The 20378-nt window shown below is 34.7% G+C and carries 23 protein-coding genes; 7 read left to right on the plus strand and 16 right to left on the minus strand.

Annotation, left to right across the window (positions count from 1 at the left end; all coding sequences use genetic code 11):
• Nucleotides 1-61: 61 nt before the first annotated feature.
• From WBG21_RS03730 to WBG21_RS03755, 6 genes are read right to left on the minus strand one after another with little or no spacing between them, the layout of a single operon-like run.
• Nucleotides 62-1396, minus strand: coding sequence for a DUF58 domain-containing protein (locus WBG21_RS03730; protein WP_340074946.1), 1335 nt, complete (start codon nt 1394-1396; stop codon nt 62-64).
• Nucleotides 1396-2388, minus strand: coding sequence for an AAA family ATPase (locus tag WBG21_RS03735; protein ID WP_340074948.1), 993 nt, complete (start codon nt 2386-2388; stop codon nt 1396-1398). The genes WBG21_RS03730 and WBG21_RS03735 overlap by 1 nt, the downstream gene beginning before the upstream one ends.
• A 5-nt stretch (nt 2389-2393) precedes the next feature.
• On the minus strand, nt 2394-3575 hold the full coding sequence (locus WBG21_RS03740) for a DUF4350 domain-containing protein (protein WP_340074950.1): 1182 nt from the start codon (nt 3573-3575) through the stop codon (nt 2394-2396).
• Nucleotides 3568-4296 (minus strand): hypothetical protein, encoded by a 729-nt coding sequence (locus tag WBG21_RS03745; RefSeq protein ID WP_340074952.1) that lies wholly within the window; start codon nt 4294-4296, stop codon nt 3568-3570. The genes WBG21_RS03740 and WBG21_RS03745 overlap by 8 nt, the downstream gene beginning before the upstream one ends.
• Nucleotides 4289-5227 (minus strand): hypothetical protein, encoded by a 939-nt coding sequence (locus WBG21_RS03750; protein ID WP_340074954.1) that lies wholly within the window; start codon nt 5225-5227, stop codon nt 4289-4291. The genes WBG21_RS03745 and WBG21_RS03750 overlap by 8 nt, the downstream gene beginning before the upstream one ends.
• Entirely contained in the window at nt 5208-6176 is a 969-nt protein-coding gene (locus WBG21_RS03755) for a stage II sporulation protein M (RefSeq protein WP_340074956.1), read from the minus strand. Before WBG21_RS03755 ends, WBG21_RS03750 begins: the two co-directional genes overlap by 20 nt.
• 41 nt (nt 6177-6217) lie before the next feature.
• On the opposite strand from WBG21_RS03755, the gene WBG21_RS03760 reads away from it, so the two are divergent.
• On the plus strand, nt 6218-6943 hold the full coding sequence (locus tag WBG21_RS03760) for an RDD family protein (protein ID WP_340074958.1): 726 nt from the start codon (nt 6218-6220) through the stop codon (nt 6941-6943).
• A 4-nt stretch (nt 6944-6947) separates the two neighbouring features.
• Here WBG21_RS03760 and WBG21_RS03765 read toward each other — a convergent pair whose 3' ends face one another.
• Nucleotides 6948-7667 (minus strand): peptidylprolyl isomerase, encoded by a 720-nt coding sequence (locus WBG21_RS03765; protein WP_340074960.1) that lies wholly within the window; start codon nt 7665-7667, stop codon nt 6948-6950.
• Here WBG21_RS03765 and WBG21_RS03770 point away from each other — a divergent pair.
• A complete protein-coding gene (locus tag WBG21_RS03770) occupies nt 7666-8307 on the plus strand; it encodes an NUDIX hydrolase (RefSeq protein WP_340074962.1) in 642 nt (213 codons plus the stop codon). The two genes, WBG21_RS03765 and WBG21_RS03770, sit on opposite strands and share 2 nt — an antisense overlap.
• Before the next feature lie 48 nt (nt 8308-8355).
• Complete coding sequence (locus WBG21_RS03775; protein ID WP_340074964.1) at nt 8356-9159, plus strand: lysophospholipid acyltransferase family protein; 804 nt, start codon at nt 8356-8358, stop codon at nt 9157-9159.
• Between the two features lie 4 nt (nt 9160-9163).
• Here the strand turns inward: WBG21_RS03775 and WBG21_RS03780 are convergent, their stop codons facing one another.
• Nucleotides 9164-9805 carry a hypothetical protein gene (locus tag WBG21_RS03780; protein ID WP_340074966.1) on the minus strand — a complete coding sequence of 214 codons (642 nt, stop codon included), beginning with the start codon at nt 9803-9805 and terminating at the stop codon, nt 9164-9166.
• An 11-nt stretch (nt 9806-9816) separates the two neighbouring features.
• Nucleotides 9817-10311: an RNA polymerase sigma factor gene (locus WBG21_RS03785; protein WP_340074968.1), complete on the minus strand. Its 495-nt coding sequence runs from the start codon at nt 10309-10311 to the stop codon at nt 9817-9819.
• A 130-nt stretch (nt 10312-10441) separates the two neighbouring features.
• Between WBG21_RS03785 and WBG21_RS03790 the strand changes: the two genes are divergently transcribed.
• Nucleotides 10442-11737 carry an NAD(P)/FAD-dependent oxidoreductase gene (locus WBG21_RS03790; RefSeq protein ID WP_340074970.1) on the plus strand — a complete coding sequence of 432 codons (1296 nt, stop codon included), beginning with the start codon at nt 10442-10444 and terminating at the stop codon, nt 11735-11737.
• 31 nt (nt 11738-11768) lie between these two features.
• On the opposite strand, the gene WBG21_RS03795 is transcribed toward WBG21_RS03790, so the two are convergent.
• Nucleotides 11769-12134 (minus strand): lipocalin-like domain-containing protein, encoded by a 366-nt coding sequence (locus WBG21_RS03795; protein ID WP_340074972.1) that lies wholly within the window; start codon nt 12132-12134, stop codon nt 11769-11771.
• A 128-nt stretch (nt 12135-12262) separates the two neighbouring features.
• Here WBG21_RS03795 and WBG21_RS03800 point away from each other — a divergent pair, with 128 nt between their 5' ends.
• Nucleotides 12263-13141 (plus strand): hypothetical protein, encoded by an 879-nt coding sequence (locus WBG21_RS03800; protein WP_340074974.1) that lies wholly within the window; start codon nt 12263-12265, stop codon nt 13139-13141.
• A gap of 11 nt (nt 13142-13152) precedes the next feature.
• On the opposite strand, the gene WBG21_RS03805 is transcribed toward WBG21_RS03800, so the two are convergent.
• The 4 genes from WBG21_RS03805 to WBG21_RS03820 are packed head-to-tail and all read right to left on the minus strand — an operon-like array spanning nt 13153 to nt 17220.
• Nucleotides 13153-14211 (minus strand): nucleoid-associated protein, encoded by a 1059-nt coding sequence (locus tag WBG21_RS03805; RefSeq protein ID WP_340074976.1) that lies wholly within the window; start codon nt 14209-14211, stop codon nt 13153-13155.
• A 28-nt stretch (nt 14212-14239) separates the two neighbouring features.
• A complete protein-coding gene (locus WBG21_RS03810) occupies nt 14240-14734 on the minus strand; it encodes an IS1096 element passenger TnpR family protein (RefSeq protein ID WP_340074978.1) in 495 nt (164 codons plus the stop codon).
• Nucleotides 14735-14758: 24 nt separating this feature from the next.
• On the minus strand, nt 14759-15781 hold the full coding sequence (locus WBG21_RS03815) for a COX15/CtaA family protein (protein WP_340074980.1): 1023 nt from the start codon (nt 15779-15781) through the stop codon (nt 14759-14761).
• The gene (locus WBG21_RS03820; RefSeq protein ID WP_340074982.1) at nt 15778-17220 is read right to left on the minus strand and encodes a CCA tRNA nucleotidyltransferase; all 1443 of its coding nucleotides are present in this window, start codon (nt 17218-17220) and stop codon (nt 15778-15780) included. Before WBG21_RS03820 ends, WBG21_RS03815 begins: the two co-directional genes overlap by 4 nt.
• A 165-nt stretch (nt 17221-17385) precedes the next feature.
• Here WBG21_RS03820 and WBG21_RS03825 point away from each other — a divergent pair, with 165 nt between their 5' ends.
• Nucleotides 17386-18216: a glycosyltransferase family 2 protein gene (locus WBG21_RS03825; protein ID WP_340074984.1), complete on the plus strand. Its 831-nt coding sequence runs from the start codon at nt 17386-17388 to the stop codon at nt 18214-18216.
• On the opposite strand, the gene WBG21_RS03830 is transcribed toward WBG21_RS03825, so the two are convergent.
• Together WBG21_RS03830 and WBG21_RS03835 are read right to left on the minus strand one after the other, a co-directional pair.
• On the minus strand, nt 18213-18974 hold the full coding sequence (locus WBG21_RS03830; protein WP_340074986.1) for a glycosyltransferase family 2 protein: 762 nt from the start codon (nt 18972-18974) through the stop codon (nt 18213-18215). The two genes, WBG21_RS03825 and WBG21_RS03830, sit on opposite strands and share 4 nt — an antisense overlap.
• Before the next feature lie 68 nt (nt 18975-19042).
• On the minus strand, nt 19043-19858 hold the full coding sequence (locus WBG21_RS03835; protein ID WP_340074988.1) for a 2,3,4,5-tetrahydropyridine-2,6-dicarboxylate N-succinyltransferase: 816 nt from the start codon (nt 19856-19858) through the stop codon (nt 19043-19045).
• Between the two features lie 100 nt (nt 19859-19958).
• Between WBG21_RS03835 and ruvX the strand changes: the two genes are divergently transcribed.
• On the plus strand, nt 19959-20372 hold the full coding sequence (gene ruvX, locus WBG21_RS03840; RefSeq protein ID WP_340074990.1) for a Holliday junction resolvase RuvX: 414 nt from the start codon (nt 19959-19961) through the stop codon (nt 20370-20372).
• Nucleotides 20373-20378: the final 6 nt, after the last annotated feature.

The raw sequence follows: 20378 nt of genomic DNA on the forward strand, positions 1-20378 counted from the left end.
TTTTTACTTTAATTAAGAATTGACATTGTAATCCTCATAAGTTTAACTTGTGGGGATTGTTTTATAAAAGTCCTCTAGCTTTTATTTCCAAATATTTGTTGATGGTATTGATGGTAAGATCTTCCGGTGCAGTCAAGATAGTTTGGATACCATGCTTTTGCAGTTCATTTACAATAAGTTTTTTCTCATAAATGAATTTTTCAGCGATTGTTTTTTCAAATACTTGATAGGTAGTCTTAGCATTTTTTTTAAGCAGTTGGTTTAGTTCCGTATTCTTGAAGAAAATGACTACTAACAAATGATTTTTGGAAATGGCTTGCAGATAAGGCAATTGTCTGTGTAAGGCGCCCAACGTTTCAAAATTAGAATAAAGCAGTAATAAGCTTCGTTGTTTTAGATTGCGTTTGATATCAATATATAAACGGCCGAAATCTGATTCTACAAAATTGGTCTGAACATTGTAAAGTGTTTCCAAAATGAGGTTCATTTGGGCTTTTCGTCTTTGGGCCACTATCCGGTTTTCAATTTTACTGGAAAAACAAAACATGCCAGCTTTGTCCTGTTTTTTCAATGCGATGTTTGATATAACCAGTGTTGCATTGATAGCATAATCCAATAAACGCAATCCATTGAATGGCATTTTCATCACACGCCCCTTATCAATTACCGAATATACAGGTTGAGAACGTTCATCCTGATATTGGTTCACCATTAACTGGCTTTTTTTTGCAGTGGCTTTCCAATTGATATTCCGAATGTCATCGCCTTGTACGTAGTCTTTTATTTGTTCAAACTCCATTGTATGTCCAATCCTCCGTATTCTTTTCAGGCCATACTCAAAAAGACGGTTGGTAAATGCCATCAGGTCATATTTTTTTAATTGTAGGAAGGAGGGATATACAGGCACAGCAGCAGCGGACGAAAAGCTGTATTTTTTTGAAATAAGTTGAAGGGGCGAACTGATAAATACATGAAGGCTGCCAAAACGGTATTCACCACGTTCTGTAGGCCTTAATTGGTAGGTGTATTTTCGTTGATGACCACTTTTTATTTTTGAGTGGATTATGAAATCGCGTTTTTGAAATTGTATTGGTAGCTCATCAATGATTTTTATAGTAGCAACAAAAGAATGGTTGTTTTTTACATGGATATGAATGTCATTATTGTCACCATTCGATAACTTTTCGGGAGTGATGCGTTGTGCGATACTATTCTTTTTGTTCCGAAAGAGAAGTAAAACATCTATCAAAACCAACCCAAGAAAAATAAAAAACACCAATTTAGCAATGATAAACAGGCTTTCATATAGGTACGAGAGGCTAAACAGTAGTATAATGCTCAAAACTGCGACAAAAAAGTGTTGCTCTAAATAGAGTTGTTTAAAAAACCGTTTCACTATCTGGGTATTTCAATGGTTTCCAATAATTGCTGAACTACTTTATCGGTGGTAAAGCCCTCCATTTCACGTTCAGGGGTTAGAATAATCCGATGGCGCAGTACAGGGGGCACACATCTTTTTATATCATCTGGAGTTACAAAATCGCGTCCGTTCATAGCAGCTAATGCTTTTGCAGCATTCATAATTGCAATGGAAGCCCTCGGAGAGGCCCCAAGGTACAAATTGGCATTGGTACGAGTATTATTTACAATAGTAGCAATGTATTTTAGTAGATGGTTTTCTATGATGACCTCTTTAATGATAGCTTGATGGTTGGCTATTTCTTTTGCATTCATAACCGCTTCTATAAGTGTGTCGGCTATATGATCTTTTCTTTGATGGTTGCCTTCCAAGATATTGATTTCTTCTTCCAAGGAAGGATAATCAACATTAATTTTAAATAAGAAACGGTCCAATTGTGCTTCGGGAAGACTATATGTACCTTCTTGCTCTATGGGGTTTTGGGTAGCGAAAACCAAAAATGGTGTTTGAAGGGTGTTTTGTGTCCCATCAATAGTTATTTGCCGTTCTGCCATTACTTCGAACAGGGCAGCTTGTGTTTTAGCAGGAGCCCGGTTAATTTCATCTATAAGGATGATGTTGGAGAATACAGGGCCTTTTTTAAACTCAAACTCATTGGTTTTTACATTGAATACAGAAGTTCCAATGATGTCGCTTGGCATTAGATCAGGGGTAAACTGAATCCGGCTGAAGTCAACATTCATGGTTTTGGCCAAGAGTTTTGCGGTGACAGTTTTGGCAACGCCGGGAACCCCTTCTATAAGCGAATGTCCATTTGCAAGGATAGAAACAATGAGAAATTCAATCATTTCTTCTTGCCCTACAATCACTTTTTTTAGTTCTAGTTTGATTTTGTTTACTGCTTCTTGAAGCCCTTTAAGGTCGATACGGTTACTAAATGTGCTGTTCTCGTTTTCTTGTGTGTTCATGCCGGCTATGTATTTTTATATGATTCTATTTTTTTGTTAAGTTCAATAAGTTGTTGTTCAGTATGTGTTGTATTGCTTCTAAGCTTTTCAATATATTTAATAAGTACTTGTGTTTCTTCTATTGTTTTCCCTGATTTTATAGCCAATCGTTCTATAAAATGATTGTCGAGTCTTTCTGTATTTAAAAAGAATTCAGACCGTACAAATTCTAAAAAATAAACTATTTTTTTGCGAACAATGTTGCTGTAATCTTTATGTTGAAAATAGAGGTTACCAATAGTTTGCGTAAATGCTACAGAGGCATTTTCCAAGGGTTTCACTACAGGAATGATCCGTTGTTCTCTTTTTCCCTTGAACAGGACAAATAGAAAAATAGTGCTTATGGTAAGGTAATAGGTCCACTTTAAGGCATCTTGGTTTAAAACATAACGCATAGGTGAATCTATAATAATCCTACCGTCTTTTTTATAATCGTCCCAAAAGATAACTTCACTAGGGAAGTATGACAATGTGTTTGCTACATACTCACCATTTCCTCTAAGCATGTAATAATTAGTATAAGCTTTCGGAAGGGTGCTGATGTAGAAGCTTCCACTCCCTCTTTTTAGTTTTATGAAATTAACTTCCTTTTCTTTTTTCTTTGTGGCATTCCTGTACCCTAATATTGTTGTATTGATAGTATCAAAAGAAGAAAAATAAGACTCATTAATGCCTCTTGCGTATTTATACCCCTTATTTTTAAACACAGAATTTGCCAATGAGATAGTGATCGTGTCTTCTGTCAATCCATATGCCGTATAGGTGTCTATTTTTAGAGAGTCCCGTAGCATATAATCAAAACTATTGGCAGCCAAAAACACATTATTACCTGTTTCCACATAGTCCAACAATTTCTGGAGCTCTTGCTCATCAAACTCAAGATAGCTGTTTATAAACAGGTAGGTTGATGAAGGAATGTCGCCTTCTACTAATTCCAGATAGGCACTCCGATCTATTTTCTTAATAGTTTTATCAGGAAAGAGGCTTTCTAGCTCATTGTATAAAACATAGCAACCAAAAGGGATTTTATCGGCTGAGGTGAAAGAATCCTTCCAGTTAACAGGCTTAGGGCGCACCACTTCAGTAATAATAATAGCTATTAGTACTGCTAAAAATAACCCGATAATTATTTTTGATTTTCTATCCAAAATGTTTGTTTATAAGTTGCTCTAACATTTTAAAATTTTCCTGTGCGTTCTCAAAAAGAGGTTCATCAATATAAAATTCCCCGTACCATACGTACTCGTACCAAAAGGAAGTTTTTTGAAAAGCATTTTTAATTTCGGGATGGTCAATTTCATTAGCATACTCAGTATTTGTTTTTTGATAATGCCAACTGATCAGTTTATGTAAGGATAATTTTTTTAATGACATTAAATATAAGTACCTGACTGCCAACCTATAGTTTCCTTCTAGAAGAGCTTTTTTAATAAATTCATCTAAGTCTACGGCTGTTATATTATCTTCTGAAATTTCAATAGGGGCAATTGTTTTGGCAGTTTTATTGAACAATGATGAAATATTTTCATTAGTAAGAAAGCGTATCAATAAGTACAGCGCAAAAATGCCCAACAACACATAAATAATAATTTCTATGATTGCTAATGCTTGAGGAGAGATACTAACACCAAAGAGCTCTGAAATTCCTTTTGTTATCCAGTTTATGAATCGCGAAATAAGATTTTGAGCTTCCCCTGTTTTTGCATCGTAGTTATATTCATTGCTTTTATAACGGTTCTCAAAACCTTCATCAAATGACTTTATGATAATGGGGCCTTCATCTCTTTTTATTTTGATAGAATCATTTGTAGCCTTTCCGTAAGAAAAAACGGAAATAAAAACAACTATGTAAATACATAATTTATTCACTATCAGCACCTATTTGTTGTATTTTTTCCTGGGCATTTGTGTTGTATTCTTTTTCATGAAGGTTAAAGAACAAAATACCATTTATGAACTGTGATAATGATTGCGAATATGCAGTAATAATTAATACACAACTAAGCCCCAAGGAATAAACTACTTTTGCAAAAACTGACTCCCCTACAACCAGGTCAGTATCTACCACATGAAAAGTATAGATGCCTATAATGATTCCGGGAATAGATAGAGCAAATAGCACGAGTAGGCCTACAAGTAGTCCTAAGATAAAATTTACACCAACAGATTTCCAGAAATTCCCCATCACAAGCTTCCAACCTTCCCCCAAGGCATCAGTAACCCCTTTTCCCTGATAGAGCATACACATAAATGATACGCCTATCCATGCACTTAATGAAAACGACATAATATATTGAATAAACATCCCTATGATAGGGATAAAAGCGAGAACGACACTTATAATCATGACCACTACATAAATAGCAATAATTAAAAGAATGAACCCAAGAATACTACCAAGTCTTTTATTTATAAGTTTCCATAAATCTTGTTTCGTAAAATGGGCCCCTTTATTCTTCTCATAATGGATCATATAAGAAGATGCCAAGCTGTAATTCATAATGGCAACAATTATGAATGTTATGAAAAATAGTGCGCCACCTAGTATTAAATATGCCAAATAGTAATCATCGCTAGTCAGGTTAGTACCCTGAAAAAATTCTTCCCCTTCAGTAATGAGACCAAGAAAACCAGATATTAACAAATAACTGATAATCAAAAAAACAATTAAAAAAATACCATTATAACTAATGAAGATATTGGTGAACTTTTTGATATTTTGTTTAAAAAAATCAAAATAAACAGCGATGATTTCACCAAAATCCCTGTTTACTTTAAGCTCAATGAATTCTTTTTTCATAGGATCTGTTCAATAGAATTGGATAAACAATATAATAATAAATAATCAATGCAAGTGACATAAAAATAATGGTAAAAGCCAACCATACAGGCATATTGGAATAACGGGTAATAAACCCTTCTATAAAACCGGCAATGATAAAAAAGGGAACCGTACTAACCACTATTTTTAAACCGTCTTTGGCTCCTCTTACAAAAGAAACTCTCCGGGAATAGGTTTTCGGAAATAAAATACTGTTTCCCATTGCCAATCCTGCACATCCGGCAATAATAATGACTGATATTTCGATAGTGCCATGTAGCCATACTTGCTTTGTTGCCTGGAACAGTACCCCTTGTGTATAAAAAAAGGTCATAAATGAGCCCAGCATCACTCCATTGGTAAAAAGGATATAGGCAGTACCTATACTGGTTATTACCCCAAAAGCATATGCCAAAAAGGCAACCCGTATGTTATTGATAGTAATTCCCAAAAAAGTACCTATTTCACTACCACTTTTATATATAGCTGTAGGGTCTCCATCTTCTATATTGTTCAATGTCTCATTTACATATGCATCACCGAGTATAAGGCGGACAAAACTGGTATCGTTTAGAGCAGATAGCGAACCTATCACTGCTGCGATGAAGAAAATTAAAAACGAATAACCAAGGGTTTTGTGGTATTGCCTAAAAAATAACGGGAATTCTGTTTTCCAGAAGCTTACAATCCGGTTTTTATGCTCTTTTTTGTTGCTGTATATTTTTTGATGCGCTTGAGAGGTCAATGAATTGAGGTACAAAAGGGTTTTGCTTTCTTTGTAATAAGTTTGTGCATAGGCCAAATCGTTTGTAAGCTGAATATAATAATCAGCTAATTTATCAGGGTCTATCTTTGCATTAAAGGAGATCGCTTTTTCAAAAGCGATCCATTTTTCCTTATTTTGCTTAATAAAAGCTGCTTCGCGCATTATGAAATAAATAATGGTTAAAGATAAAAACAAATCTAACTATGGCAAATTTGGCTATCAATACCGCACAAAATGTAAACTTAGACTATAAGATTGTCAGTATAGGGGAACGCATAGTGGCTTTCCTAATAGACGGTTTCATTTTATATATGTATGCCTTATTGGTAAATTATGTTGGAGACGCTTTCAGGGATGTTTTAAATGACAACTGGTCTGTATTTGGTTTTATGTCGTTACTATTTCTTCCGGCTATGTTTTATAGCTTGTTGATGCACATTCTTTTTAATGGACAAACGGTAGGGAAAATGATCATGAAGATTAAAGTAGTTAAGGTTGATGGAACACCTGTACATTGGTCATCATACAGTATCCGGTGGATGCTGCGTTTAGTGGATATTTGGCTTTTCATAGGTGCTATAGGGATTTTATCCATTCTCTTTACGGATAGAAGGCAACGGTTAGGTGATGCAGCTGCAGGAACAGTAGTCATAAGTACCAAGAGAAAAACAAAAATTTCTCATACCATTTTAGAAGAGGTAGCAACCGATTACACACCTACTTTTTTAAATGTCACAAAGCTAACGGACAAAGATGTACGGTTAATAAAGGAAACATATAGAACGGCTAAACGGACGGCCGATCATAAAACGTTGAAACAATTGAGGAACAGAGTAGAAGAAGTGCTCGAAACAACATCAGAATTATACGATATTCAATATTTAGACACGATTTTAAGGGATTACAACTACTACACCCAGAACATGTAACAGTTTATTGTTCAACAATAGTTACACTATCAATAACAATATTTTGCAACGGCCACTCCCCGGCATCAGTAGGTTGTGCATTAATCTTGTCAACCACTTCCATTCCCTGAATAACCCTTCCAAAAGCAGTATAATCATCATCAAGGTGGTAAGACCCCGGTTTTTTTACTACAATAAAAAACTCATAAGGAGAGGCTAACTTATGCGGATTGTCAATATCGCTACTGGGCATGGAAATAGTCCCTCTATGGTGTTTATACCCTTTTCGGGTATCCGGAGGTAGTAAATAACGCCCTATAGCTTTTCGTTTTTCACTTATCTTTTTATTATCGGCATTCCCGCCTTGAATGATAAAATCTTTGACAACCCTATGAAAGTAGGAACCATTAAAATAGCCTTTTTTGGTTAAGTAAATAAAATTAGCCCTATGATAAGGAGTCCTGTCATAAAGTTCTACGACAAAACTTCCGAACCGTGTGGATATTTTTACTTTGTTCTCTTTATGTTTTTTAGCATATTCAAAAAAGAAAGGAATGGCATTGTCTTCATTGAGGACAAAAGGCTCCTTCTTTTTTTCTTGAATAGTATCTTTTTCAGGAGCTTTTTTTTGAATGCTATCAATAGTAGAAACTGCTTGTCTAGCTTTTTTTTCAGGTTTTTCCTGACAAGCTGTTATAATAATAAATAGTAATATTGCATAAAAGTTAGAGGATATTAGTAACATGGATTTTGATATTTTTTCTAAATCAGTTTCAAAAATAACAAATCTGCCACTTCCGGGGGAAACTTCACACTATAAGATGGCTCCACAGTTACGTTTAAAAGAATTAAATGCCATTAACATAGAAGAACGAAACCCGAAAAAAGCAGCGGTTTTGATATTATTGTACCCGGATGTAGATTTGCAAACTAATTTTGTGCTTATTCACAGAAAAAAATACCCTGGAACCCACTCAGGCCAGATTAGTTTCCCGGGTGGAAAAGTTGAAAAGAAAGACATTGATTTACGAGCAACTGCCTTGAGGGAAACACATGAGGAGATAGGAGTGTCTTCTGAAAAAATTAAATTAATCCGTTCATTATCAGAAGTGTATATTCCACCTAGTAATTTTATGGTATATCCTTTTATGGGAATAACGAATGAATTTCCTGTTTTTTCTCGACAAGAAAGTGAAGTGGAACAAATTGTAGAGGTGCCATTAGCAAATTTCATGGACGATACAAATGTATATACTGAAGAACTGACTACTTTTTATGCTAAGAATATAACTGTTCCTGTTTTTAAATTGAACGGTCATGTTGTTTGGGGGGCAACTGCCATGATGCTCAGCGAAGTTAAAGAGCTATTAAAACATGTGCTTTAACACATATTATTTCATACTTTCGCTATCTGACAAAGACTAAATGTTTTTATGGGAGTATTTAAAGAAAACCCTTTTGGGCATATATTATTTTTAAAAAAATGGTTGATTAGGACTTTCGGGGTGTTAACTCACAGGAGGTATCGAGGGTTTAATGAACTACAAATAGAAGGCTCTGAGATTATAAAAAACTTACCGGAAACAGGTGTCTTATTTGTCTCTAATCATCAAACCTATTTTGCGGATGTAGTGGCAATGTTTCATGTGTTTAATGCCAGTTTAAGTGGTCGGGTAGACACTATTAAAAACATCAGCTATTTATGGAGGCCTAAGCTTAACATTTATTACGTAGCTGCTAAAGAAACCATGCGCTCGGGGTTGCTACCCAAAATTTTAGCATATGCAGGAGCTATAACAGTGGAACGCACATGGAGGGAGAAAGGAAAAAACATACAAAGAAATGTCAACTTAAACGATACTGAAAATATAGGTATTGCGTTAAATGATGGATGGGTAATAACCTTTCCGCAGGGTACTACAAAGCCCTGGAAACCCATTCGTAAAGGGACAGCCCATATTATAAAGCAATACAAACCGATTGTAGTTCCGATAGTGATAGATGGTTTCCGACGTTCTTTTGATAAAAAAGGACTTCGTGTAAAGAAAAAAAATATTCTTCAGTCTATAGTAATTAAAGAACCATTGGACATCGATTATAATAATGAGACTATAGATGATATTGTAGAAAAGTTGGAATATGCTATAGAACAACATCCTTCTTTTTTAAAGGTAATCCCCCAAGAAGAACTAGAAGCTTATGAAGAACTCAATAAAGAACGCCAATGGCGTTATTAAGCATTTAAACTTCTATTTTTTCAAGTTCGTCATAGTTCTTTTTAAGCTTTTGTATGAGGACACCATAAATTAAACGGTAGAGAAACCATATAATACAAGCTATAATTGAAGCGGCTATTACCATAATCCCTATATAGGAAAAATAGAATAACCCTGTAGTGTCTTTATGGGCAGCTTCTTCAACACTATTTATGAGATCCTGATCGTAGTATAGCAATACAATAGCAATAACGATAAAAGAAACAAAAAAGAAGATGATATTAAACCACACATACTGTTTTACAGTCCTCCTGGTTTTTAAAATATTGTTCATTAATACTTTCGTGTTATCAGTAACTGTTATTTTCCGATAGTTAAAATAAAATTGAACGATAAAATAAAGGAGAACGGCGTAGCCTATAATATTCATTGGAATGGTTATATAATCTATATGATAACTGTTGAACTTTCTTAAATGGTCCATATCATTTGTAAAAAAAGCAAGTATTGACCAAAAAGCAAACTCAATGATGCTGATATAAAAAATCCACTTGACAATGGAAGAAGAGCGTTTCCAAATCATTTTATAGAGCTCGTCATACGATAATTTAGGGAAGTCCGTATTTCGCTTTTGCCAATCTTTCTTCAATAATTCTAACTCATCCATGCCACTAATTATTAGGGGTTCAATATTGTCTTTAATTTTGTTTTTACACGGTTCATCTTTACTCTCGCATTTACTTCAGAAATTCCCAACGTCTCAGAAATTTCCATATAGTTTTTATCTTCCAGATATAAAAACACAAGTGCTTTATCTATGTCATTTAATTCTTTTATAGCATTATACATCAATCGTAATTGTTGCTCTTCCGTATCATCATATTCTTCAGCCTTTATTTTAAAATCTATGGTATCATAATCAAATGTATTGATACGTCGTTTGGATTTTCTGTATAAGGTAATGGCCGTATTTAATGCAACACGGTAAATCCATGTACTTAATTTGGAATCACCTCTGAATTTCGGATATGCCTTCCATAATTGAATGGTGATCTCTTGGAATAAATCATTGTGCGAATCGCTGTCATTCGTATAGATACGACATATTTTGTGCACAATATTCTGGTGCTGTTCCAATTGTGTTACAAAACTATGCTCCAGTTCTTTATTCACAGATTCTTGATGGTTATTGGTTATAAGTAGTGTTTTTTATAAATATGTTACAAAAGATAGTGAATTATATTTTTCAGTCACTGGAAAAGCAAATAATAAGCTGTATTTTTGTAGGAGAAACAAATTCACTATGAACATACCCCGTACGAGCACTCCCAGAGTAGTTATTATTGGAGGTGGTTTTGCAGGAATTTCACTCGCTAAGCAACTGGGAGGGAGAGAAGTACAAGTAGTTTTACTGGACAAGCACAATTACCACACCTTTCAACCGCTTTTGTATCAAGTGTCAACAGGAGGTTTAGAGCCAGATTCCATAGCGTATCCGATTCGAAAGGTGTTGAAAAATTACGCTAATTTTTATTTCCGGTTGGCACGTGTCGAAGATATTGATACAACCAACAATAAGGTAATTACAGATATAGGGACACTTAAGTATGATTATCTGGTTTTGGCAACCGGGTCTAAAACTAATTTTTTTGGAAATGAAAAAATAGCAGCCAATAGTATGGCTATGAAAACCATTCCACAATCATTGAACCTTAGAAGCTTAATACTAGAAAATTTTGAACAAGCATTACTGACCTCAGACCTTAATGAGCGCCATGCATTGATGAATTTTGTAATTGTAGGTGCAGGGCCTACAGGAGTGGAACTGGCAGGTGCTTTGGCAGAGATGAAAAAAGCCATTTTGCCAAAAGATTATCCTGATTTGGATATCCGTCAGATGCAGATAAATCTGGTACAAGGATCAGAACGGGTTCTTGATGCCATGAGTGAGGAAGCTTCTGAAAAAGCAGAAGCTTTCTTGGAACGAATGGGTGTTACGGTATGGAAAAATATGCGAGTAGTAGATTATGACGGATTTGTTGCAAAAACAGATGGTGAAACACTTTTTGAAACAGCAACACTTATATGGGCAGCCGGGGTAAAAGGAGCTACAGTAAAAGGATTAAATGCGGAACGATATATTGCAGGAGGGAATCGTGTAAAAGTAAATGAATTTAATCAAGTAGTGACCCATGAAAATATTTTTGCTATCGGAGATGTAGCTTCTATGATAAGCGAGGTGTACCCTCATGGACATCCGATGATGGCGCAACCTGCCATTCAGCAAGGCAAACATCTTGGAAAAAACCTCATTCGGATCATAGAATCTAAAGAAATGATCTCTTTCTCATACAAGGATAAAGGTTCAATGGCCACTGTAGGCCGCAACAAAGCGGTGGTTGATTTGCCTAAAGTCCGGTTTCAAGGTTTTTTTGCATGGTTTGTATGGATGTTTGTGCATTTGTTTTTTTTGATCGGTTTTCGAAGTCGGATTGTGGTATTCATAAATTGGGTATATAACTACATCCGTTATGATAGGGAAACACGGTTGATTATACGGCCTTTTAAGAAGAATAAGAATATTGTTCAACCGGAATGATGACTATATCGTCGTGACCTTAAAAAAATCACTAATTTTTTTCACCTTTTTCCATATAAATTCTGGTATTGTTCCGTAACAAAACCATTTGGTTTTTGGTTATCTTCTCAATAAGATAATCTCCACTATCGCGAACATCTCCCACATCAAAGGTGAGCACTTTATAATCATCGCTTAGGGTCCATTTACCTGTTTTATCTGAACTTTTACCAATATCCCCACCTTTTAAAATCCCACCTTTTACAAATTCTATCCATTTATCCCGTTCATCAAGTATGGTTTCACCATTATCATAACTAACTTTATATATTTCCCAATAACCAATAAGTGGTTCCGCTGTTTTACATGATGATAGGAAAAAAACAACAAGCATAAGTATAGATATGGTATGTTTCATAACAATTATATAAGTATGGGTTATATGTCTTTAAAAATAGCAATAAATATTTTAAAGTTTTGAGATTTTGATTTTTAGGAAGTTAAAAATATTTTTTAATTTTAGGCACCACAAAGAAATAATTTACTATGAAACGAATAATTACCATTAGCTTATTTTTATTTTTCACCTATGCATATACTCAAAAGGTAGTCACTGTTGGCAATTCAACAACCAATTATATAACTATTGCAAGTGTTGAAAATTCTCAACAATGGACGGAAGTTGGTCTTAAATTTAACCCAACTACAACCATCAATGCTACCTTACATGCTCCTTCGGGAAAATCGCCTTTTGTTTTAACCGACAAAAAAGGGAATAGGTATTCTTTAATCTTTCAAACCGGTTGGGGAGGCTCAGACAAAGGAGGTTTTGGAAGTATGTCGTTAACTGCCAATCAAGAAAAACGAATTAAACTCTATTTCAGTAAGTTGAATAATATTGATGATATTTATTCTATGACAGAAGTAAATTGTGAAGGGAGTGGTTGCTGGAATTTTTATAATATTAAACTGACAGAAGCTGTTATTAGTGGAGGAGGGGACTCATCATCCGGGAGTTTTACCAATAGCAAGGTAGCGAGTGCAACCTATAAAAATGCATGGTTGGATAAAGGAGTATATGAAAATGGGAAGTATGGAATACGGGTCCATGTAAGTTTTTCTGTAGAAAATATGACTAATAAAAGAGGCCAGATCACTGTACGTTTTATGGACGAAGATGATGAATTTTTAAGTACAACAAATTCCTCGTTTGCAAATAAAAATGGTGATATAGCTGTTTTTAAGAGTATTTACCCTTCTTCTGATAATGCAAATTATTCAGATATAGAAGTGTTTATGCCTTATGATGAACTTAATTTGCCTGTAGGCACGCACAACTTAAAGTGCGATATTGATCTTATAGATGATAAAGGGAATTTGGTTAAACACTTTGCACTTAAAGATTTTACCTACTATAAGTTTTAAAAGTAATTGAGCTAGGATTTCTGCTCCCTGTTAAAATAGACAAGGTAATAATACATCTGACGTTCTTCGTCCCATCCTTTTTCTACAAACCGATCGGCAGAATCGGGATTGATAAAATCCAGTTTTATTTGGATATTGGTGTCCAGATTGATCACATTTTTGATCTTCTTTCGGGTGTCGGAAACAGCTTTGTTAGCAATAGGGAAACTCGAAACGTCTTCAATACTGTATTTAGGGCCCCGCTCTACTTTATAGTTTTTAAACTCCGGAATAAGCTCAGGGTTGTCCATTACCTCGTTTAAGAAATGTGTTTCTTCAAATTCATTATTGCTAGCAAAATGGTTAATGGCCCTGTTCATAAACAGAACTTCTTGTTGCTTATCTTCTGCCGGCAAAACCACATCTTTTGCAAAATTTTGGCAAAATTTCAAGTATTTCTTAGTAAAAAAGTTCTCATCAGCCAATGTGTCAACATTTAAAAAATGATGAAGCCAGTATTTGGTATCATAACGATTGCTATCTACAGAAAGCACTTTGTACCCTTCTTCTTTACTGCGATTAAAGATCAGGCAGCCTTTGTCTAGCTTATTGATGTTGACACCTTGCTGGATGATAATATCAAGATTGTTGCTTTTTTCTTCAAATTGTAAAAAATCGTGTTTAAGCTCACTTTTAAAAATACCTATGGCATCTGTTTTCTCATTGTCTAAGACGATGTTAGTCAGGTAAGTAACATACAATTCACCATTCTTAATATGTGGGTGATTGGATTGCTCGAAAAGGTGGGTTGCAATTTTTTTAGAATTGACATGAAGTGTATCCGGATTATCAAAAATAGTATTAGCTATATTGTATAGTGTATTGAACGCTATATCGGATTCATGTGAGAAATGATAATAATTTTCTTCCTTTTCCCGAAAAGACTTAAAAAAATATTCTTTTAAAAGCCCTTTGATTTCATCATTTAGATTATAAGGTTCTGATGATAAAAAAAGTGATTCGTTCTTACTTTTATTACCAATACGATGTATAGAAAGTGTTTCTACTTGAGTAGTGTAGAGGTTAACCATAGTTTTAATTTTTCAAAAATTAGGTTTGTTAATTCCAGTTTTCATCAAAATCCAGATCGTCAAAATCTTCAATATTCAAATCTTCGAGATCATCGATTATTTCTTTTGTTTCAAACTGTTTTTCGGGAGCTGATTCAGGCACGATCCCATGAGCGAAAAGCAACCGTGGATAGGTAATTCCATCTTGTGCTTCTGCTACTCCTGCTAATTCCACATAGAATGTCCACATATTTAGAAAATCATAGATATAAATCAGTTTGTTTTGATCTTCAGAGACAACCTCTTCAATAGTTGTATTTCCCATAAAACGTGCTTCTTTGTCTCCCATATCAAACAAAGCGATTTCTTCTCCTTGGTTCCATTCATCATCAGCAATATAGAAAGAAGCCATTTCACTACCACCAAAACCAAAAGCTTGTGTAATAACATTATGAAAATCTTCTAGGGTATTATCAGCTTCAATTTCAACATCGCGGAAGACATCTTCTTCGGCATCAAGTATTATTCTTAATTTGTATATCATACACTGGATTTTGGATTGCCAAAGTTACAAAGTTTCCACTTGGTATTTAGATTTTTGTACTTCGAGAAAGATATAAAATTGGACTCCAAACAATATCGAAGCCAGTACTAAATGAACTGCTTGTGAACCTATGGGGAAATCATTATAATACATAATAATTCCTGAAAGGATTTCTGCAAAGAGCACTATAATTACCCAGTTCATCAATGAATATCCAAGTGCTTTTTTTCTATTCATGTAAAAAAGGAATGCATTCACTGCTAATACCATCACAGAAAAAGAACGGTGTAGGTAAAACTGTAATGTAGGGTTTGTTAGCCATTGGTCTTTAGCAGTCTCTCCAAAAACATCAATTTGTGTGTCTACATATTGACGGACTTGTGTACCTAGTACAATTTGAATAAGCGTTAACAGCAAGGCAAAGATTATACTATTTTTGAAAAGAGGGTTATAAGAGGATTCCTTAAATGGTTTTTGAATAGAATACAAAATATACAATATAAGTGCAACAATGACAAGTGCCATGACCATGTGCAGAGTTATTTTCACAGGTTCCAGAACGGAATAAACGACAGTGGCCCCCAACCATGCCTGGAACCCCATTCCTAAAACGGTTATCCATGATAAAATAGTTACCCTCCTGTTTTTCTTCCAATACTGGAGCGATACAATTGCCATAATAAATGTTGCAATCCCTGCCAATGCGCCTATTAACCGGTTGATAAATTCTGTCCACGTATGAAAAGCATTAAAGACAGCATAATTGTGTTTTGTATAAGTACTCCAGTTATGTTCCAAGTACGCATCAGTAGTAACAAAATCTTTTTTGGCTACCCGTAATGTTTCGTCAACAATAATGACCTGTCCTTTTTTGTAGGTATTATCAGGCTGCCATTCTAGTTGTGCCCTTTCCGTTGGAGGGACAAGGTATCCAAAACATTTAGGCCAATCGGGACAGCCCATACCACTACCGGTCATTCGTACGGTTGCCCCTGCAACAATAACAAGATATACAAGTATGAGCGTGATTTTTGTGATGTTCCTCATTTGTTTTTTTTATTAATGGGAGAAGGTGTCAATCCCAATTCTTTTGCTTTTTTGAGCATAAATTGATGGGCGGCTTCATATTCATTAGAGATGTTCCCTTCTAAAATAGCTTCTTTGATTGCTTCTTTGATAATGCCAATTTCTTTTGAAGGTTTCAGATTAAATGTCCTCATGATCTCTTCCCCTTTTATGGGAGGTTGAAAATTACGGACATGATCACGTTCTTCTACTTCAATTATTTTTTGTCTTACGATTTTAAAATTTTGATGATATTTTTTAAACTTTTTAGGGTTCTTGGTAGTGATATCAGCTTCACATAAGGTCATAAGGTCATCAATATGATCTCCCGCATCAAAAATCAATCGACGCACGGCAGAATCAGTAACAATATTTTGCACTAAAGCAATAGGACGAGAGCTTAAAAGCACCATTTTTTGTACAAATTTCATTTTCTCATTCAGTGGCATCCGTAATCTTTTGAAGAGTCTATAAACCATTTTTGATCCTACAAATTCATGTCCATGAAACGTCCAACCAATTTTTTTGTGAAACTTTTTAGTAGGGGCTTTTCCAATATCATGTAATAATGCGGACCAACGCAGCCATAAATCGTTTGTGTTTTTTGCGATATTGTCCACTACCTCTAATGTATGATAGAAATTGTCTTTATGCCGCTGCCCTTCTTTTTCCTCAATACCTTGTAAACTAGTAAGTTCAGGGAGTATAATGTACAATAGTCCTGTTCTATATAGAAGTTTAAAGCCCGATGAGGGAATGTTACTAAGCAATATTTTGTGGAGTTCATCTACAATGCGCTCTTTTGATATGATTTTGATCCGCTCTTTATTTTTTGTTATGGAATTGAGTGATTCCGGATCAATAGTAAAATGGAGCTGCGAAGCAAAACGTATGGCACGGAGCATCCGTAACGGATCATCAGAATAAGTTATATCAGGATCTAAAGGGGTTCGGATAATTTTTTTGTTTAGGTCGGAGACTCCATCAAAGGGATCCAATAAGTCACCATAAGTAGCTTCTGAAAGCGATATTGCGAGTGCATTAATGGAAAAATCCCTGCGTTTTTGGTCATCTTCCAAGGTACCATCTTCAACCACAGGCTTACGGCTGTCAAAATGATAACTTTCTTTTCGGGCTCCAACAAACTCGAGTTCTAATGCGTCAGATTTAATCATGGCAGTACCATAATTTTTGAATAGTTGTACCTGAGGGTTTCCGGCGAGCTTTTCAGCTACTTTCTTTGCTAACGCAATACCACTGCCAATAGCTACGATGTCAATATCTTTTGGTGAAGGTCTTTCTAAAAGATAATCACGAACAAAACCACCAATTACATAACTATCAACTCCCAACTCCTTCGCTGCTTGTGAGATGGTCTTAAAAATAGGGTGCTTTAAGGCTTCTTTATGATTGTTATGCATGAGATCAAAAAGTTACATATACTTGGTAGAGTATTTTTGATAGGGCTTACAAAGTTACTGTTTACAATACATGTATTAAAATATTTATGGAGATCATGCTTAATTAAAAAATAAAAATAGGGTTATGTGTAGAGAGCTTTATATTTTTGCAATAAATAACAGCATATGGAAAAACCTGAGATTTCAGTGATTATAAGTACGTATAATGCTGAAGCATGGTTGGAAAAGGTCTTATGGGGATACCACACTCAAACATATAAAAGTTTTGAAGTTATCATTGCAGATGACGGTTCTACCGATAAAACAAAAGACCTTATAGCGCGTATTCAAAAAAAAGTTTTTTACCCGATTGTTCATGTATGGCATGAAGATGAAGGCTTTCAGAAATCAAAAATATTGAACAAGGCGATAACCGAGTGTCGTGCAAACTATATAGTGATGAGTGATGGTGATTGTATTCCCAGAAGGGATTTTTTGGAAATACATAACAGCTATAAAGAAAAAAGATATTTTTTATCGGGTGGTTATTTTAAGCTTCCGATGAAGATTTCAGGATTAATATCTAAAGAAGATATTTTATCCGGCAGATGTTTTGATTTAAAGTGGTTAAAAGAAAATGGGTTGAGAAAGTCTTTTAAAAACAATAAGCTTACAGCAAAAGGATTTCGTTCAAGGTTTTTGAACTTTATTACCCCTACTAATGCAAGTTGGAATGGTCATAATGCGTCTGGATGGAAAGAAGATATAGTAGCTGTAAATGGTTTTGATGAACGTATGCAGTATGGTGGACAAGACAGGGAGCTCGGAGAACGTTTATTCAATTATGGCCTTAAATCAAAACAAATACGCTATAGTGCTATTTGTTTACACTTAGATCATAAAAGAGGATATAAAACTAAGGAATCAATTGAAAAAAATTTAGCAATCAGAAAAAATACACGGGATAAAAAATTGAAATGGACCAATTATGGGATTGTAAAAAATAATAACGATTAATTGTCCGTACTGTTGTACATTTTTTTTAACTCTTTATAGCGTACATAGACACCTAGCCAACCCATATAACACATAATAATTCCTTTTCTTCCATCTAAAAACCCCAAACGTATAAGATAATTATACAAGAACCGATAGGTGGGCTTTACATAGAAATGAAACCAATTTGGTCTAATTGCTTTTTTGAATTCTTCCCGAGCACGTAGTCTTGCATATTTAATAATTTTCTCTTTATGAACTTTAAAATTTCTATAAGAAAAATGAATCAATTTATTTTTTAAGGTGCCTGTAGTACCATTTACTTCTAATCTTTCATGTACAATACGGTTAGGGCGAAAATGGCATTTACTTTTCTTAAATAGCCTCACTGCTTTATCTGTTTGAAATCCACTAAATCGTAACTGTTTATTTTTAAACATAAAAATACGATAACACCAATAAGCATCATTTGTTTTTTCGGATTTAAGAATACTAACTATTTCATCCTGTAATCTAGGAGGTATTCGTTCATCAGCATCAATAAAAAGGATCCAATCGTTATGGGCTTGTTCCAATGCATATGTTTTTTGCTTTGTAAAGTTTTCAAAAGGGTTTTGCAGTACTTTTACATTAGATAAATTTTTAAGATATTCATAGGTGCCATCTTTGCTATAAGAGTCTATGACAATGATTTCATCCGCAAATGAAATGCTTTGAATGCAGTCTCGAATACGGTCTATTTCATTGTAGGTTATAATGAGGGCCGTTAGTTTGGTCATGTAAGCAGAAAAATTTCGGCAAAGATAAAGCTTTATAAACAATACAAAAGAAATATTGTATAATGCTTTTATACAGCTACATCATATTCACGGAGCGCATTATTTAATGATGTTTTTTTATTGGTGCTTTCTTTCCTTCTTCCGATAATTAGTGCGCAGGGTACTTGATAGTCGCCTGCTCTAAATTTTTTAGTATAGCTTCCAGGGATCACTACTGAACGGGAGGGAACAACACCTTTGGTTTCATTAGGTTCACTACCTGTAACATCTATTATTTTTGTAGAAGCGGTGAGTACTACATTAGCTCCTAAAACTGCTTCTTTCTCTATCCTTACACCTTCTACAACAATACATCGAGACCCTATAAAAGCATTTTCTTCAATAATAACAGGAGCTGCTTGTAGAGGCTCTAAAACCCCTCCAATACCTACACCGCCACTTAAATGGACATTTTTTCCAATTTGCGCACAACTTCCTACCGTAGCCCATGTATCTACCATAGTCCCTTCATCTACATAAGCACCAATATTTACATAACTGGGCATCATAATAACCCCTTTAGAAATATATGCACCATATCTTGCTATTGCGTGTGGAACCACTCTAATTCCTTTTTTGGCATATCCTTTTTTTAATGGTATTTTATCATGAAACTCTAAAGGACCGGCTTCCATTGATTCCATCTTTTGAATAGGGAAGTAAAGAACAACAGCTTTTTTTACCCACTCATTAACATGCCATCCCGAACCCTTCTGTTCAGCTACACGTAAAGACCCTTCATCTAATAAATGGATAACTTCACGAATAGCTTCAATAGCTTTAGGCTCGTTTAATAAAGATCGGTCATCCCATGCTTTTTCTATAGTAGATTGTAATACAGTCATTATCATATAGTTTTGCGCAAAGATAATGGCTTCCCATTAATAATTTGCTCAAATTTATAAGTATAACAATTTAAAGCTTTATTTTTGCAAAAAGGAAAAGATGGCGCGTATTTTGGCGTTAGATTATGGGGAGAAACGGACAGGAATTGCTGTAACAGACGAGTTACAAATTATTGCTTCTGGTTTGGCTACAGTGCCTACACACAAGCTTATAGAATTTTTAAAAGATTACATAAATAAAGAGCAAGTAGAAATGATAATTGTAGGAGAGCCTAAACAGATGGATTATAGTTCATCTCAGAGTGAGCCTTCAATACAAGTTTTTCTTAGAGAATTGAATAAACAGCTTCCCAATATTCCTGTAAAAAGAGCAGATGAACGTTTTACATCTAAAATAGCATTTCAAACAATGTTAGCAAGTGGATTAACAAAAAAACAGCGCAAGAATAAAGAATTGATAGATGAAATAAGCGCTACAATTATATTACAAGGATATTTGCAAAGTAAAAAATAATTAAAA

The organism is Leptobacterium meishanense, from assembly GCF_037645805.1.
Classification (GTDB): Bacteria; Bacteroidota; Bacteroidia; order Flavobacteriales; family Flavobacteriaceae; genus Leptobacterium_A; species Leptobacterium_A meishanense.

What these genes read in the sequence shown, in the direction of transcription:
- WBG21_RS03820 (WP_340074982.1), bottom strand. Translation starts at nt 17,220, where the DNA reads ATGCATAACAATCATAAAGAAGCCTTAAAGCACCCTATTTTTAAGACC.
- WBG21_RS03780 (WP_340074966.1), bottom strand. Translation starts at nt 9,805, where the DNA reads ATGGATGAGTTAGAATTATTGAAGAAAGATTGGCAAAAGCGAAATACG.
- WBG21_RS03795 (WP_340074972.1), bottom strand. Translation starts at nt 12,134, where the DNA reads ATGAAACATACCATATCTATACTTATGCTTGTTGTTTTTTTCCTATCA.
- WBG21_RS03830 (WP_340074986.1), bottom strand. Translation starts at nt 18,974, where the DNA reads ATGACCAAACTAACGGCCCTCATTATAACCTACAATGAAATAGACCGT.
- WBG21_RS03775 (WP_340074964.1), top strand. Translation starts at nt 8,356, where the DNA reads ATGGGAGTATTTAAAGAAAACCCTTTTGGGCATATATTATTTTTAAAA.
- WBG21_RS03835 (WP_340074988.1), bottom strand. Translation starts at nt 19,858, where the DNA reads ATGACTGTATTACAATCTACTATAGAAAAAGCATGGGATGACCGATCT.
- WBG21_RS03790 (WP_340074970.1), top strand. Translation starts at nt 10,442, where the DNA reads ATGAACATACCCCGTACGAGCACTCCCAGAGTAGTTATTATTGGAGGT.
- WBG21_RS03805 (WP_340074976.1), bottom strand. Translation starts at nt 14,211, where the DNA reads ATGGTTAACCTCTACACTACTCAAGTAGAAACACTTTCTATACATCGT.
- WBG21_RS03755 (WP_340074956.1), bottom strand. Translation starts at nt 6,176, where the DNA reads ATGCGCGAAGCAGCTTTTATTAAGCAAAATAAGGAAAAATGGATCGCT.
- WBG21_RS03765 (WP_340074960.1), bottom strand. Translation starts at nt 7,667, where the DNA reads ATGTTACTAATATCCTCTAACTTTTATGCAATATTACTATTTATTATT.
- ruvX (WP_340074990.1), top strand. Translation starts at nt 19,959, where the DNA reads ATGGCGCGTATTTTGGCGTTAGATTATGGGGAGAAACGGACAGGAATT.
- WBG21_RS03750 (WP_340074954.1), bottom strand. Translation starts at nt 5,227, where the DNA reads ATGAAAAAAGAATTCATTGAGCTTAAAGTAAACAGGGATTTTGGTGAA.
- WBG21_RS03825 (WP_340074984.1), top strand. Translation starts at nt 17,386, where the DNA reads ATGGAAAAACCTGAGATTTCAGTGATTATAAGTACGTATAATGCTGAA.
- WBG21_RS03735 (WP_340074948.1), bottom strand. Translation starts at nt 2,388, where the DNA reads ATGAACACACAAGAAAACGAGAACAGCACATTTAGTAACCGTATCGAC.
- WBG21_RS03770 (WP_340074962.1), top strand. Translation starts at nt 7,666, where the DNA reads ATGGATTTTGATATTTTTTCTAAATCAGTTTCAAAAATAACAAATCTG.
- WBG21_RS03815 (WP_340074980.1), bottom strand. Translation starts at nt 15,781, where the DNA reads ATGAGGAACATCACAAAAATCACGCTCATACTTGTATATCTTGTTATT.
- WBG21_RS03810 (WP_340074978.1), bottom strand. Translation starts at nt 14,734, where the DNA reads ATGATATACAAATTAAGAATAATACTTGATGCCGAAGAAGATGTCTTC.
- WBG21_RS03800 (WP_340074974.1), top strand. Translation starts at nt 12,263, where the DNA reads ATGAAACGAATAATTACCATTAGCTTATTTTTATTTTTCACCTATGCA.
- WBG21_RS03760 (WP_340074958.1), top strand. Translation starts at nt 6,218, where the DNA reads ATGGCAAATTTGGCTATCAATACCGCACAAAATGTAAACTTAGACTAT.